The organism is Nocardiopsis ansamitocini, assembly GCF_030268225.1.
GTDB lineage: Bacteria > Actinomycetota > Actinomycetes > Streptosporangiales > Streptosporangiaceae > Nocardiopsis_D > Nocardiopsis_D ansamitocini.
The window spans coordinates 39,881-54,575 of sequence record NZ_BSQG01000007.1; the positions used below are offsets into that span (position 1 = coordinate 39,881).

General features: G+C 70.5%; 12 protein-coding genes. 10 read left to right on the forward strand and 2 right to left on the reverse strand.

All coding sequences use genetic code 11. The features are described 5' to 3' along the window. Positions 1 to 74: 74 nt before the first annotated feature. The 9 genes from QSJ59_RS18530 to QSJ59_RS18570 all read left to right on the forward strand — a co-directional run bounded on the left by QSJ59_RS18530 (position 75) and on the right by QSJ59_RS18570 (position 11,474). Positions 75 to 1,025, forward strand: a complete 951-nt coding sequence (locus QSJ59_RS18530) for a ring-cleaving dioxygenase (RefSeq protein WP_285760928.1) — start codon at positions 75 to 77, stop codon at positions 1,023 to 1,025. Continuing rightward, positions 1,022 to 1,660, forward strand: a complete 639-nt coding sequence (locus tag QSJ59_RS18535) for an alpha/beta hydrolase (protein ID WP_432707503.1) — start codon at positions 1,022 to 1,024, stop codon at positions 1,658 to 1,660. Before QSJ59_RS18530 ends, QSJ59_RS18535 begins: the two co-directional genes overlap by 4 nt. Before the next feature lie 770 nt (positions 1,661 to 2,430). Then, positions 2,431 to 3,975 carry a histidine ammonia-lyase gene (gene hutH / locus QSJ59_RS18540; protein ID WP_285760929.1) on the forward strand — a complete coding sequence of 515 codons (1,545 nt, stop codon included), beginning with the start codon at positions 2,431 to 2,433 and terminating at the stop codon, positions 3,973 to 3,975. 39 nt (positions 3,976 to 4,014) lie between these two features. Beyond that, positions 4,015 to 5,676, forward strand: coding sequence for a urocanate hydratase (hutU, locus tag QSJ59_RS18545; protein WP_285760930.1), 1,662 nt, complete (start codon positions 4,015 to 4,017; stop codon positions 5,674 to 5,676). A 117-nt stretch (positions 5,677 to 5,793) separates the two neighbouring features. Then, the gene (locus QSJ59_RS18550) at positions 5,794 to 7,011 is read left to right on the forward strand and encodes an allantoate amidohydrolase (protein ID WP_285760931.1); all 1,218 of its coding nucleotides are present in this window, start codon (positions 5,794 to 5,796) and stop codon (positions 7,009 to 7,011) included. Between the two features lie 31 nt (positions 7,012 to 7,042). Next, positions 7,043 to 8,416 (forward strand): formimidoylglutamate deiminase, encoded by a 1,374-nt coding sequence (locus QSJ59_RS18555; protein WP_285760932.1) that lies wholly within the window; start codon positions 7,043 to 7,045, stop codon positions 8,414 to 8,416. Between the two features lie 5 nt (positions 8,417 to 8,421). Beyond that, a complete protein-coding gene (gene hutI / locus QSJ59_RS18560; RefSeq protein ID WP_285760933.1) occupies positions 8,422 to 9,633 on the forward strand; it encodes an imidazolonepropionase in 1,212 nt (403 codons plus the stop codon). Positions 9,634 to 9,712: 79 nt separating this feature from the next. Beyond that, complete coding sequence (locus QSJ59_RS18565) at positions 9,713 to 10,261, forward strand: hypothetical protein (protein WP_285760934.1); 549 nt, start codon at positions 9,713 to 9,715, stop codon at positions 10,259 to 10,261. Between the two features lie 115 nt (positions 10,262 to 10,376). Beyond that, entirely contained in the window at positions 10,377 to 11,474 is a 1,098-nt protein-coding gene (locus tag QSJ59_RS18570) for a GNAT family N-acetyltransferase (RefSeq protein ID WP_285760935.1), read from the forward strand. A gap of 14 nt (positions 11,475 to 11,488) precedes the next feature. Here the strand turns inward: QSJ59_RS18570 and QSJ59_RS18575 are convergent, their stop codons facing one another. After that, the gene (locus QSJ59_RS18575) at positions 11,489 to 12,973 is read right to left on the reverse strand and encodes an amino acid permease (RefSeq protein WP_285760937.1); all 1,485 of its coding nucleotides are present in this window, start codon (positions 12,971 to 12,973) and stop codon (positions 11,489 to 11,491) included. Positions 12,974 to 13,272: 299 nt separating this feature from the next. Here QSJ59_RS18575 and QSJ59_RS18580 point away from each other — a divergent pair, with 299 nt between their 5' ends. Further along, the gene (locus QSJ59_RS18580; RefSeq protein WP_285760939.1) at positions 13,273 to 14,184 is read left to right on the forward strand and encodes a MerR family transcriptional regulator; all 912 of its coding nucleotides are present in this window, start codon (positions 13,273 to 13,275) and stop codon (positions 14,182 to 14,184) included. A gap of 120 nt (positions 14,185 to 14,304) precedes the next feature. On the opposite strand, the gene QSJ59_RS18585 is transcribed toward QSJ59_RS18580, so the two are convergent. Beyond that, positions 14,305 to 14,556: a hypothetical protein gene (locus QSJ59_RS18585; protein ID WP_285761100.1), complete on the reverse strand. Its 252-nt coding sequence runs from the start codon at positions 14,554 to 14,556 to the stop codon at positions 14,305 to 14,307. Positions 14,557 to 14,695 lie beyond the last annotated feature (139 nt).

Consider the following 14,695-nt stretch of genomic DNA (forward strand, 5'->3'; position numbering starts at 1 on the left):
GGGCGACCGGAGTCGACGGTGGGACCAGGGGAACGGATCCGCCGCGGACCCGCCACAGGAAAGCGAGTACGACCATGAGCGTGCGTCCCTCGGGGATCCACCACGTCACCGCCATCGCCACCGACCCACAGGCCAACGCAGACTTCTACCGCAACGCACTGGGGATGCGCCTGGTCAAGCAGACAGTCAACTTCGACTCTCCCGACACCTACCACCTCTACTACGGCGACCGTGCGGGAAACCCGGGAACCGTTATGACCTTCTTCCCGTGGCCCGGAGCACCCAAGGGGCGTATCGGTGCGGGCCAGGCCACGGTCACTTCCTTCTCGGTGCCGGAGGGGTCACTGGGCTGGTGGCAGAACCACCTGGCAGGGCTGGGAGTGGAGTCCAGCCGCCCGGCCGAACGCCTGGAGGAGGACGTGTTGAGTCTGCGCGACCCCGACGGACTGGTCATCGAACTGGTCGCCAGCACCGACCACCACGACACCGACCCCTGGGACGGCGGTCTTGTCCCGGTCGAGCACGCCGTTCGGGGTATCCGCGCGGTCACCCTGACCGAGCGCGAGTACGAGAAGACCGCGACCATGCTCCAGAGCCAGCTCGGATTCACCCTCGCAGCCGAGCAGGGCGACCGCTTCCGCTTCCGCACCGGTGCGGCCACCGACGGGGTCGGTACCGTTGTGGACGTCATCGCCGCGCCCAATGCACGTCAGGGCCACGTCGCGGCAGGGACCGTCCACCACGTCGCCTACCGCGCGCCTGACCAGCAGGCCCAGGCCGCCTGGCAGCGCGATCTGCTCGAACAGGGCGTCGACGTGACCGAGATCCGGGACCGCTCCTACTTCACCTCCATCTACTTCCGCGAGCCGGGCGGAGTGCTGTTGGAGATCGCCACCGACGGGCCCGGTTTCGACTACGACGAGCCGCTGCTGGCACTTGGGCGCGCACTCCAGCTCCCGCCGTGGTTGGAGCCCAACCGCAGCCAGATTGAGCGGGCGCTGCCCGGACTGAGCGTGGGGGAGTGAGTACCGTGGCCGACCTCGGTTTCGAGCACGTGTTCCATCCGGCGGCCACGCCGGGCGGCCCGACCCTGGTTCTCCTGCACGGCACCGGAGCCGACGAGCACGACCTGATCGGCCTGGGGCAGCTGCTGGCCCCGGGGGCGGCACTGCTGTCACCGCGCGGCAAAGTCAACGAGCACGGCGCCAACCGCTGGTTCCGCCGTCTGCGCGAGGGCGTCTTCGACGTCGATGACGTGATCGACCGCTCAGGCGAACTCGTGGAGTTCGTCGAAGCCGCGACGGTCGCCTACGGGATCGATCCGGCGGGCCGGGTCGCGGTCGGCTTCTCCAACGGCGCCAACATCGCCGCTGCCACGCTGCTCCTGCACCCCGGGGTCTTCGGTGCGGCCGCGCTGTTCGCGGCAGCCGCACCGTTGCAGGACCGGGAACCCCGGCAGGTGGATCTGTCGGGTACCCGGGTGTTCATGGGAGCCGGCGTGGCCGACCCGATCACCACGATCGACCAGGCCCGCCTGCTCGCCGAGCAGCTCCGGCAGCGCTCGGCGGACGTGCGGTTGCGCGAACACCCCGGTGGTCACGCCTTGCCGGCCGCTGTACTGGACGAGGCCCGGCAGTGGCTCGGTGAAACGGCGGCCTAGTTCCTCTCCCGAGCGCGCGTCCGTCCCGCGCGCACAGTGGGCGCCCCACCGAACCGGTCGGGCGCCCACTGCATGCCTGCCGCCACAGAATCCGGGCCGCCCACAACGGAAACGGGCGACAGCAATCTTTTCGGCTTCGCCGGGCCGGATAGCTGCGTTCGTTAACGTTCCGGACCTCCTGCGCAAGCGCAGGAGGTCCTCGTCCAGCTGTTCCTCAGCAGGCCCGAGCTCGCGGCCCTGCTGGTGGACACCGTGTTCGGGCTCGACCTCCCCGTCTACGGCAAGGTCGGGATCGAGTCCGGTGATCTGTCCGATTGCGAGCCCGTCGAGTACCGCGCCGACGCGGACGTGACAAGAGAAAACGGCGCAGTCGGCCCGTTGGCCCGTCTGCCCGTTCATCCTGCGAGCCCGGCCGGCCTGCCCGGTCGTGACTACTCGTGCTGTGCCCTGACGATGCCATCGCCCGATGGCGCGCGATGCCGATCGACATGACATCCCGGCCGGGTACCGTCCCCGCTCGTGCTCGGTCCCGACACCACACCGGTGCCGACCTCTGCGGAGCAGGCCGCGAAATCCCCTGAGCCGGCCGCGCCGTCGGCTCTCGCGCACAGCGGCGACACCAGGGCGCTCGACGCGCGGCCACCGGGCACGGCGCCGCCGAACTCCTCGACCGACCGGGGGCCGCCCCGGACGGAACCTGTCTGAAATCTCGGACACGACCTCTGCTCCGGCCCTGGCCCAAAACGGGTGGAACCGGGTCCAATGGACCCATGCCCACCGCAGACGAAGTCCTGGTCGGCCCCTGGCCGCCCACCGCAGCCGAGGTCGTCTCCGTCGCCCGCGCCGGCGCCACCGTTCGCCTCACCGACGACGCGCTCAAGGCCGTCCTCGCGGGTCGCCGGCGCGTCGACGCGCTCGCGGCCGCGGAGACACCCGCCTACGGGGTGAGCACGGGCTTCGGTGCCCTCGCCACCAGGCACATCGCCCCGGAACTGCGCGCGCGGCTCCAGAAGTCGTTGATCCGCTCGCACGCAGCCGGAGCCGGCCCCGAAGTGGAGCGCGAGGTCGTACGCGCGCTCATGCTGCTGCGGTTGCGCACCCTGGCCTCCGGCCACACCGGCGTCCGGGTCGAGACCGCCCAGGCCCTGGCCGCGCTGCTCAACGCCGGGATCACTCCTGTCGTCCACGAGTACGGCAGTCTCGGCTGCTCCGGCGACCTCGCCCCGTTGTCGCACGTCGCCCTGGCGCTCATGGGAGAGGGCAGCGTCCGTGACGCCGCCGGAACCCTCACAACGGCCGATTCCGCGCTTCTGGCAGCGGGAATCCGGCCGATCGACCTGGCCGCCAAGGAAGGCCTGGCTCTCATCAACGGCACCGACGGCATGTTGGGCATGCTGCTGCTCGCCTGCCACGACCTCGACGCGCTGTTGCGTACGGCCGACCTCACCGCGTCGATGAGCGTGGAGGCCCTGCTGGGGACCGACCGGGTCTTCGCAGCCGACCTTCAGCGGCTACGGCCCCACCCCGGCCAGGCCGCCGCCGCGGCGAACATGCGCGCGCTGTTGGCGGACTCGTCGATCATCGCCTCGCACCGCGGACCCGACTGCACCAGGGTCCAGGACGCCTACTCGCTGCGCTGCGCCCCGCAGGTCGCGGGCGCGGCCCGCGACACCCTTTCCCACGCGGTGACCGTCGCCGAGCGCGAACTCGCCTCCGTCATCGACAACCCGGTGGTACTCGACGACGGGCGCGTCGAGTCCAACGGCCACTTCCACGGCGCGCCGGTGGGCTACGTGCTGGACTTCCTGGCCATCGCCGTCGCCGACGTGGCCTCCATAAGCGAGCGGCGCACCGACCGCATGCTGGACGTGGCCCGCTCCCACGGACTGCCCGCTTTCCTGGCCGACGACCCCGGCGTGGACTCCGGGCACATGATCGCCCAATACACCCAGGCGGCCGTCGTCTCCGAACTCAAGCGCCTGGCCGCCCCGGCGAGTGTGGACTCCATCCCCAGTTCGGCCATGCAGGAGGACCACGTGTCCATGGGGTGGTCGGCCGCACGCAAGCTGCGCCGAGCGGTCGACGGCCTCACCACGGTTCTTGCGGTGGAGCTGCTCACCGCATCCCGTGCCCTGGAGCTGCGCGCACCGTTGCGCCCGGCACCGGCCACCGCCGCCGCGGTGGCCGTCGTGCGCGAGCGGGTCGCCGGCCCCGGTCCAGACCGTTACCTCGCCCCCGAGATCGCTGCCGCCGCCGAACTGGTCGCCGACGGCACCGTCCTGAGCGCCGTCGAGGCCGTGGCGCCACTGTCCTGAAACCGATGTCCCGCGGTAACCACCAGAGAGGCTGACGCCATGTCCAACGCAGGCCCCCGCCCAGTGCGGGCCGCGCGCGGCACCGAACTCACCGCCAAGGGCTGGCAGCAGGAGGCGGTGCTGCGAATGCTGCACAACAACCTCGACCCCGATGTCGCCGAGCACCCCGACGAGCTCGTCGTCTACGGGGGAACCGGGAAGGCGGCCCGCGACTGGGCCAGCTTCGACCGGATCACCGCCTCGCTGCGCGACCTGGAAGGCGACGAGACGCTGCTGGTGCAGTCGGGACGCCCGGTCGGGATCCTGCGCACCCACGAGTGGGCTCCCCGGGTGCTCATCGCCAACTCCAACCTGGTCCCCGACTGGGCCGACTGGGAGGAGTTCCGCCGCCTCGACGCGTTGGGCCTGACCATGTACGGCCAGATGACCGCCGGATCGTGGATCTACATCGGTACCCAGGGAATCCTGCAGGGCACCTACGAGACCTTCGCCGCGGTCGCCGCCAAGCGCTTCGGCGCGGACCTGGCCGGGACGGTCACCCTCACCGCAGGTCTGGGCGGGATGGGGGGAGCCCAGCCGCTGGCGGTCACGATGAACGGAGGGGTCGCCCTCGTCGTGGAGGCCGACGCAAGCCGGATCAAACGTCGCCTGGACACCCGCTACCTGGACGTACAGGCCACCGACCTGGACGACGCACTGCGCCTTGCGTCCGAGGCCCGCGCCGCTCGCCGCCCCCTGTCCATCGGGGTACTGGGCAACGCGGCGGAGGTCCTGCCCGAGCTGTTGCGCAGGGGGGCGCCCATCGACATCGTCACCGACCAGACCTCCGCCCACGATCCGCTCGCCTACCTGCCGGCGGGGGTGGACTTCGCGGACTGGCGCGACTACGCCGCTGCGAAGCCGGCCGAGTTCACCGAGCGTGCACGGGAGTCGATGGCCGCGCACGTGGCGGCGATGGTCGGGTTCATGGACGCCGGGGCCGAGGTCTTCGACTACGGCAACTCCATCCGAGGCGAGGCCAAGACGGCCGGTTACACCCGCGCCTTCGACTTCCCCGGTTTCGTCCCCGCCTACATCCGCCCGCTGTTCTGCGAGGGCCGGGGACCGTTCCGCTGGGCGGCACTCTCGGGGGACGCAGCCGACATCGCCCGCACCGACCGCGCCATCCTCGACCTGTTCCCCGACAACGAGCCGCTGGCGCGCTGGATCCGCCTGGCGGGGGAGAAGGTGGCCTTCCAGGGCCTGCCCGCCCGGATCTGCTGGCTCGGCCAGGGGGAGCGGGCCGCCGCGGGCCTGCGCTTCAACGAATTGGTGGCCTCCGGCGAGATCAGCGCCCCGTTGGCCATCGGCCGGGACCACCTCGACACCGGCTCGGTGGCCTCCCCCTACCGCGAGACCGAGGCGATGCGCGACGGTTCTGACGCAATCGCGGACTGGCCGCTGCTCAACGCGTTGGTCAACACCGCCTCGGGAGCGTCGTGGGTGTCCATCCACCACGGCGGCGGGGTCGGAATGGGGCGCTCTCTGCACGCCGGCCAGGTCAGTGTCGCGGATGGCACCGAACTGGCCGCGGCCAAGTTGGAGCGGGTCCTCACCAACGATCCCGGTACCGGAGTGCTGCGCCACGTCGATGCCGGGTACCCGGAGGCCGAGGCGGTCGCCGAGCGCGAAGGGCTCCGGGTACCCATGCGCGAGGGCTGACCGCCGTCGCCGGTACCCAACGAAAGGGGCCGGGTAGAGCCGACCGGAGAGCACCCGACCACCGACCGCTGCCGGGGCGACCGTCCCGGCAGCGTGACGACCTGGAGGAAGCACGTCATGAGTGACACCTTCGACGAACTGTGGGCCGACCTCGCGCCCTTGGGGCGGCACCGGTCCACCGGGGGGTACCGCCGCTACTCCTGGACCGGTGCCGACACCCAGGTGCGCGACTGGTTCGGCGCGGCGGCCACCGCGCGCGGCCTGAGCGTGGAGACCGACCGCAACGGCAACCTGTGGGCCTGGTGGGGACGGCCCGGTCCAGGAGCGGTCGTCACCGGATCGCACCTGGACTCCGTCCCCGACGGGGGAGCGTTCGACGGCCCCCTCGGCGTGGTCAGCGCCCTGGCGGCCGTCGACGAGCTCCAGCGCCGTGGCCTGCGCCCCGCAGTGCCGCTGGCGGTCACGGTCTTCGTCGAGGAGGAGGGGGCACGGTTCGGTGTCCCCTGCCTGGGGTCGCGCCTGATCACCGGAGCCATAGCCCCGGATCGGGCCCGCGAGCTCACCGACGCCGACGGCGTCACCTGGGCAGCCGCGATGACCGATGCGGGGTTGGACTCCGACCGGATCGGCCCCGACCCCGACCGGCTCGCCCAGATCGCGGTCTTCGTCGAACTGCACGTGGAGCAGGGGCGTGCACTCGTCCATCAGGACGCACCCGTCGGAGTCGCCTCCAGTATCTGGCCGCACGGGCGCTGGCGCCTGGACTTCTCCGGTCAGGCCGACCATGCCGGAACGACGCTCCTGGCCGACCGCAACGACCCCATGCTGCCTTTCGCGGAGACCGTTCTGGCCGCTCGCTCGGCCGCCCGCGCCCACGACGCCGTCGCAACCATCGGCAAGGTGCACGTCGCTCCCAACGGAACCAACGCGATCCCCTCCCGGGTCCGTGCCTGGCTGGACGCCCGAGCCCCCGACGAGGCCGCGTTGCGCGCGGTCGTGGCGGGGGTGGATGCCGCAGCCCGTGACGCCTCCGCCGCCCACGGGGTGGCCCTGTCCTCCTATCAGGAGTCCTTCAGCCCCGTCGTCGATTTCTCCACCGCCCTGCGCGACCGCCTCGCAGCACTGGTGGGTGGGGACCGGCCGGTTCCCATCCTCCCCACGGGGGCCGGCCATGACGCTGGTGTCCTCGCCACGGCCGTTCCCACCGCGATGCTGTTCGTGCGCAATCCCACGGGCGTCTCCCACGCCCCCGAAGAGCACGCCGACGCCGCCGATTGCCATGCCGGGGTCGCAGCGCTCGCCGACACCCTGGCCGAACTGACCGGTGCCCGGTGACCGGTTCCCCCATCGGCCGGACGGAGGCCCAATGACCAGAGTCCACCGGTACTGGTGCGAATGGGCCCTGGTGGGCCCGCACCCGGCAGCCGCCGCCGGTGTGCTGATCGAGGTGGCCGACGGACGCATCCGCGGTGTCAGGGCAGGGGAAGCCGCACCCTCCGATGCCGAGCGCCTACAAGGCCTCACCGTTGCGGGATTCGCCAACGCCCACTCCCACGCCTTCCACCGTGCACTCCGCGGGCGCACCGGCGAACACGGCGGCAGCTTCTGGACCTGGCGGGAGAGGATGTACGCCGTCGCGGCAGCGCTGGACCCCGACTCCTATCATCGGCTGGCCCGCGCCGTCTACGCCGAGATGGCGCTCGCCGGGGTCACCTGCGTGGGGGAGTTCCACTACCTGCACCACGGTCCCGGAGGGGTTCCCTACTCCGACCCCAACGCCATGAGCGCAGCACTCGTGGCCGCGGCCGCCGACGCCGGAATCCGCATCACCCTTCTCGACGCCTGTTACCTGTCGGGCGGTCTGGACGCGGACGGCAAGCACACCCAGCTCCGCGGCACCCAGCTGCGTTTCGGTGACGCGTCGTTCGACGCCTGGGCGCACCGCGTCGCCGACTACCGGCCCGACGGCACGCACGCGCTGCTCGGCGCCGCAGTGCACTCGGTGCGCGCCGTCCCCGAGCCAGACCTGCGCGCCTTCGTACGCCACTACGACGCGTTGGCCGAGCCCTGGCCCGCCGTGCACATCCATTTGTCCGAGCAGCCGGCCGAGAACGCCTCCTGCCTGGCCGCGCACGGCCGGACGCCCACGGGGCTGCTGGCCGACACCGGTTTCCTCGACCGCACCGCCCCCACTCTCGTACACGCCACGCATCTCACCGACGACGACCTGGACCTGCTGCGAGCCGCCCGCTCACGGGCCGTGGTGTGCCTGTGCCCCACCACCGAGCGCGACCTCGCCGACGGGTTGGCGCGCACCGCCGACTTCGGTGCCGAGGTTCCGGTGTCCTTGGGGAGCGACGGGCACTCCACCATCGACATGCTCGAAGAGGCGCGCGCGGTGGAGATGCACGAACGGCTGCGCACCGGGCGTCGTGGCACCGTCGATGCGTCCCGACTGCTGGAGTCCCTGCACACAACAGGCCACGCCGGCTCCCTCGGATGGAAGGACGCGGGCGCACTCGGAGCAGGCAACCGCGCGGACCTGGTCACCATCGGCCTGGACAGTGTCCGTCTGGCCGGGTTCGACCCCGATCGGGCAAGCGATGCCGTCGTTTTCGCCGCGACCGCCGCCGACGTGCGCCACGTTATGGCCGACGGCCGCTGGATCGTGCGCGACGGCGTCCACCAGCTCATCCCCGACGCCGCCCGCGTCCTCGACCAGGCAATCAAGGAGCTGTGACCACGATGCGCGCCCCGAACGTGCCCCACACCCTGCTCATCGACCGCATCGGCGTCCTCGTCACCAACGATCCCGGCAACGGTCCCGGCGCACTGGGCCGCGTCGAGGACGCCGCTCTCGTGGTCGCCGACGGCCGTGTCTCCTGGATCGGTCCCGCCGCCGGTGCCCCCGCCGCCGATGTCCGGGTGGACGCCGACGGGCGCTGCCTCATCCCCGGCTTCGTCGACAGCCACTCCCACATCGTCTTCGCCGGCGACCGCAGCGCGGAGTTCGCCGCCCGTATGAGCGGACGCCCCTATCAGGCGGGCGGTATCCGCACGACCGTGGCCGCCACCCGGGAGGCCACCGACGCCCAGTTGAGGGCCGGCGCCGTGCGGTTGTTCCACGAGGCCCGTGCCCAGGGCACCACCACCCTTGAGATCAAGACCGGCTACGGCCTGACCACTGCGGACGAGGAGCGCTGCGCCCGGATCGCGGCCCAGCTCACCGACGAGGTGACCTTCCTCGGCGCCCATGTGGTGCCCCCCGAGTACGCCGACGATCCGGCGGGGTACACGGCCCTGGTCACCGGGGACATGCTCACCGCGTGCGCACCGCACGCGCGCTGGATCGACGTCTTCTGCGAGAACGGTGCCTTCGACGCCGATGCCGCCCGTACGATCCTCGCCGCCGGACGCGAACACGGACTGCTGCCCCGGGTGCACGGCAACCAGTTGGGCCCCGGCCCTGGTGTCGCCCTCGCCGTCGAGGCGGGGGCGGCCTCCGTGGACCATTGCACCTACCTCAGCGCCCAGGACGTCGCCGCCCTCGCCGAGGCCGCCACCCGCAGCGATCCCACGGTGGCCACTCTGCTGCCCGGGGTGGACTTCTCCACCCGCCAGCCCTATCCCGATGCACGGGCTCTCATCGACGCCGGGGCCACTGTCGCCCTGGCCGGCGACTGCAATCCGGGATCCTGCTTCACCTCCAGCATCGCTTTCTGTATCGCCCTGGCCGTGCGCGAGACGGGGATGACCCCCGATGAGGCCCTGTGGGCGGCTACCGCCGGCGGAGCCGCGGCCCTGCGCCGCAGCGACGTCGGCGCGCTGAGGGTCGGGGCCCGCGCGGACATGGTGCTGTTGGACGCCCCCGATCCCGTCTATCTCGCCTACCGTCCAGGGGTTCCCCAGGTCGCGGCCGTGTGGAAGGACGGGGTCCTGGCTGCCGGTCGTCCCTGAGACGGTCACGACGCTCGGACCGGCTCTTCCGGGGCCTGGCCACCGCCCGCTGAAGGCCACCACCCACTACGCTCGCCCCATGCCCGGTACATACGACTACGTCGTGCTGCTGCGTCAGGACCCCCGCCCCGACCCCCTGCGCCAGTGGGTGGACCTGATGGAGGTCGTCTCCGGGGTGCCCCGGTACCGGCTCTACGAGGTCGCGGCGCTCCTGGCCCCGATTCCCGAGCCGATCCGCGCCTGGACTCCGCTGGCGCGGGTGGTCGCGGAGTTCGAGCGCTTCGGCGTGGAGATCTCCCAGCACGCTGCGCGTCACCCCGGCGTGGCCCCCGGGGTCGACGACCGGCTCCTGGCGGCCCGAGCCGAGCTCCTGGAGCGCCGCGACCGGGAACAGGCATACGCTGCGCTGTCGCGGGCGGCGCGGGCGCTGCACCACGATCGTGCCGGACGCGCGGTGGCCGGACCGCGCGCCCTGCTGCGCCGCCGTAGCGCCGATGCCCAGTGCGCTCCCGTCCACCGGGCGGCGTCCGTGCGGTCGCGGGGGCGCGGACATCGCGGCTGCTGGACCACACCCGCTCTGATCCTGTTGGCGGCTGCTGTGAGTGCTGTTGCTTTCTGGCTCGCCTGAGCGGTCCGCGTCTACGGCCCATCCGCCGCTAACCCACCTGTAGCACCCCTGAAACACGGTCCGCGCACACTGAAAGCCAGATGCGCGACAACCCCAGTCTGTGTGGAGGTGCGGCATGGCCCTGTGGCGAATCCGAGTGGCTGTCGATGATCGGCCCGGCCAGTTGGCGGCCCTCGTAGGCGTCATGGCCGAACACGGCGCAAACGTTCTGGGGATGTCCATCCACGCCGATCCCATCGGCGTCGTGGACGAGTTCATCGTCGATCTTCCCGGCGCACACCACGCGCTGTCGGCCGCCCTCACCCCGCTCAGCAGCGACGGCGACGTGACCGCGGTCCCGGCCGTACCGCGCGACGTCGGCGACGACGTGACCAGGTCGCTCCTGCTCACCGCACGGCTCAAGTCCGCCCCCAACCGACTGCCCGAGGCCCTGCGCGACCTGCTGAGCGCGGACGAGGCCAAGTGGACCAACCTCACCCGGCCCGCGCCGGAGTTCCCGGAGGAGCCCGAGACCGCGCTGGTGGTTCCGGTCGGTCCACTGCGCGCGGTCCGGTTGCGTCGCTCGGACCGTCCTTTCACCTGGACCGAGTCGGCCCGGGCCGATGCGCTGGTGCGCTCGATCCTTCCCCCGACCGGTCCTGCGCCCACCAGCGGATCGGTCATCACCCAGCGAGGCGTCGAACTCTTCGTCTGGCAGACCGGTACCGGTGACGGGGATGCCATCCAGCAGCTGCATCGGCGCTCCTCGGTCGAGACCACGCGCAGGCGCTACTTCTCCACCGTCCGTGAACTCAGTCCGCGCATGCTCGATGTCTTCTGCGACCCGGAGCGGGGCCTCACCCTGGCAGCGCGCCCCGTCAACGGGCACGAGCCGGTGGCGCTGGCCCATTTGATGTACACGCTGGATCCGGGAGTGGGGGAGATCGCCCTGCTGGTGGAGGACACCTGGCAGGGGCAGGGGATCGGTGCCTGCCTGGCCCGGGTGCTCACCACGATCGCCGCGGATTGGGGGCTGGCCGAGATCCGCGCGGAGACGGTGGTCGACAATCAGCCCATGCAGCGCATCATGGGCCGACTCGGCGCGACCATTCGTCCACCGCGCGAAGGCATCGTCCAGGCCCGCCTGCCGGTCGCCGGAACCGTCCCCTCGCGCAGGCCGGGGCGCCTGATGACCCTGCTGGGTCAGGCAGGCGCCCCGGGAACCGCGAGGTGATCCGGCTGCTGCGGTCAGTCGGCTGAGTCGTCCTTCACGGTCGGGGTGTGCTCGGCCCGGGCCAGTCGGCTCTTGCGCATTCCGTAGCAGAAGTAGACGATCACGCCCAGGAGCATCCAGACCAGGAACCGGATCCAGGTGTCCACGGTCAGGTTGAGCATCAGCCAGCCGCAGGCCAGGGCCGCGATGACCGGGAGGACCGGCACCCACGGCGCGCGGAAGGCACGGGGCAGGTCCGGGCGGGTCCGGCGCAGCACGATCACACCGACGGAGACCACCACGAACGCGAACAGCGTGCCGATGTTGACCATTTCCTCGAGCGCGCTGATGGGCACGAGACCGGCGAGGAGAGCCACCGCGACGGTGGTGATGCCGGTCATGACATAGGGCGTGCCGAAGCGCGGATGCGTCTTTGACAGTCCGCGCGGCAGCAGGCCGTCACGCGACATCGCGAACGCCACTCGGGACTGGCCCATCATCAGGACCAGGATCACGGTGGTGATGCCGATGACACCGCCCAGCGAGATCAGTGTCGCCGCCCAGTCCGCCCCCACACCCCGGAAGGCTTCGGCCAGGGGCGCGTCGCTGTTCAGTTCGGTGTAGGGGCGCATGCCGGTGACGATGGCCGCGACCGCCATGTACAGCACGGTCACGATGATCAGTGAGCCGAAGATTCCCACCGGCATGTCGCGCTTGGGGTTCTTGGTCTCCTCGGCGGTGGTCGCGACGATGTCGAAGCCGATGAAGGCGAAGAACACCACGGACGCGGCGGCGATGACCCCCCAGATACCGAAGGAGCTGGGTTCCAGGCCGAGCAGGACCTGGGTCAGGGGCTGGTGCCCGATCGACTGGGTCTCGGCCGGGACCGGCTCGGCGGGGGGAACGAACGGCGTCCAGTTGGACGCCTTGACGTAGAACGCGCCCACGACGATGACGAACAGCACGATGGCGACCTTGATGGCCACGACCACCGCGGTTACCCGTCCCGACAGCTTGGCGCCCAGGGTGCTGACGACACCCAGGAGGATGACGATCGCCATCGCGCCGACGTTGACCCCGTAGTCGTCGGTGATCGCGATCGAGGTGGGTATGCCGAGCAGATCGCCTGCGTAGGCGGACCAGCCCACCGCGACCACGGAGGCGGCCAGGGTGAACTCCAGGATCAGGTCCCAGCCGATGATCCACGCGACGAACTCGCCGAGGCTGGCGTAACCGAAGGTGTAGGCGCTGCCCGCGACCGGAACGGTGGAGGCGAACTCCGCGTAGCACATGGCCGCCAGAGCGCATACGAGTCCGGCGATCAGGAACGACACGATGATGGCGGGGCCGGCGTTCTCCGCCGCTTGACGGCCGGTCACCACGAAGATGCCGGTTCCGATGATGACGCCGATACCGAAGACGATCAGATCGAATCCGGTCAGGTCCTTGCGAAGGGCGTGTCCTGGTTCGTCGGTGTCCTTGATGGACTGCTCGATGCTTTTTGTGCGCCAAATACTCACGAAGGGGTGCTCCAGCCTAATTACCTGGCTCTTGCGAGGTCAGGGACGGCTTCGGATGGTTCAACTGCCGCGCGAGCATACTCCCACCTGGAAGGTTTCTCGAAACTTCTTCCACGGTCCTGACTGGCGCGCAGTGGTCGGTGTTGGAGCCGTTGCTGTCCGCGGTGGGCACAAGTCGCAGGCGGTCTGGCTGTCGGTGGCTGCTAGACGGTGGGCGGTGTGCATGGGGTTGCACCTTCCGTAGCGGCATGTGGTCCGATGGATTTGCGTCCCGGTTTCTTGAGGAAAGGTCCCTTCTCATGCATTCGTCGTTCGTGCCACCCCGCCAGGTCAAGATCGGTGACGCGGCGGCCTTCGCCGGCAGCACGCCACGGGCGATTCGCCATTACCACGCGATCGGCCTGCTCCCCGAGCCCGAGCGGGGCGGCGATGACCGCCGCCGCTACGAGTACGAGGACATGATCCGCCTGCTGTGGATTCGCAAGATGGCCGACGCCGGGATCGCCCTGGACGACATCCGTGACGCCTTTGCCACCGGCACGGCTTCCGCCGGTGCAAACAGCGGAGAAGGTATCGCGGGCATCCTGGAGCGGTTGGAACAAACCCTCGTCGAGCAGGAGGCGAAATTGCGGCGGCAACGGACCGCCGTGCAGCGGATGCGCACCGAAGGCAGCCGAATGGGCCTGCTCTCCGACTTCGTCACCGACCGTCTCAAGAGCCTGCCCGAGGGCTCCCTGCGTCAGGCGGACCTGGACACTCTGCTGGTCACTGAGCGGATCTTCGGCCCGCTCGGCGCGGCCGTCCAGGCCACCCGCTTCGTCGCCCTGGCCGTGCATCCCACTCTGCGGGAGGAATCCGACCGCATCGACGACGCCGAGGAGGCACTCGATGACAGCGTCGCCGTCGATGATCCACGGGTGGCTCAAGTCGCCGTCGAGCGGCACGCCTTCGAAAGCGCCCTGCAGGCCGTCATCGAGGAGTCCGGCCTGGACAAGGACGACGATGCCCTCTTCGACGCCTGGGACGCTGTGCACCCCGCTACCGCCGATGACGGCGAGGACGAGGCCGGCCTCGGTTCCGGTAGGCGGAAGGCTGACTCCATGAGCGCGTTCGAAGCCATCGGCAAGATGCCCTACGACTTCTCCCCAGCCCGATGGCGCTGTATGGAACTGGCCATAGAACTGTCCGCCCAAGACTCCCCCGTTACCTGAAACGCGGTCTGGCGGTCGGGGAAAGAAGAAGCGGCCGGCGCCCGAGGGGGCGCCGGCCGCCAGAAGACATGCCGGTCGTTGTCGTGCGGACCGGGGGTCCTGGTTGCCGCTATGGGCTGGTTACGCCTCGGCGGAAGTCTCGTCAGCGGAAGTCTCGTCGGACTTCTTGGTGACGCGGCGCTTCTTCACCGGGCGCGAGTAGTCCACCAGTGCCTCGAACTGGGTCTCGTACTCCTTCTTGCACTCCTCGCAAGAGTCGACCTCGCGCACGGTCCCGTCCCAGGCGAACTGGACGACCTCGGTGGCCTCGACCTTCTCGTCACGGACGGCGTGCGGGTCGCAATATTTGCGCGTGAAGACCTCGGTGACCACGATGGCGGCTCCCCATTCGGTGACTGTGTGGGTACTGGCCCCAAAATCATACACGCGTACGAACGCGGGTTCGGGGGTGCGCAAAGGGGGTGCTGGGTAGCTGCACAGGGCGCGCCACAAGGGAGAAGCCTAGCGAAGT

Bases quoted from the DNA above. Each gene is read 5' to 3' on its own strand.
- QSJ59_RS18530 (WP_285760928.1), top strand. From the start codon at position 75: ATGAGCGTGCGTCCCTCGGGGATCCACCACGTCACCGCCATCGCCACC.
- hutH (WP_285760929.1), top strand. From the start codon at position 2,431: ATGCCCACCGCAGACGAAGTCCTGGTCGGCCCCTGGCCGCCCACCGCA.
- hutU (WP_285760930.1), top strand. From the start codon at position 4,015: ATGTCCAACGCAGGCCCCCGCCCAGTGCGGGCCGCGCGCGGCACCGAA.
- QSJ59_RS18550 (WP_285760931.1), top strand. From the start codon at position 5,794: ATGAGTGACACCTTCGACGAACTGTGGGCCGACCTCGCGCCCTTGGGG.
- QSJ59_RS18555 (WP_285760932.1), top strand. From the start codon at position 7,043: ATGACCAGAGTCCACCGGTACTGGTGCGAATGGGCCCTGGTGGGCCCG.
- hutI (WP_285760933.1), top strand. From the start codon at position 8,422: ATGCGCGCCCCGAACGTGCCCCACACCCTGCTCATCGACCGCATCGGC.
- QSJ59_RS18565 (WP_285760934.1), top strand. From the start codon at position 9,713: ATGCCCGGTACATACGACTACGTCGTGCTGCTGCGTCAGGACCCCCGC.
- QSJ59_RS18570 (WP_285760935.1), top strand. From the start codon at position 10,377: ATGGCCCTGTGGCGAATCCGAGTGGCTGTCGATGATCGGCCCGGCCAG.
- QSJ59_RS18580 (WP_285760939.1), top strand. From the start codon at position 13,273: ATGCATTCGTCGTTCGTGCCACCCCGCCAGGTCAAGATCGGTGACGCG.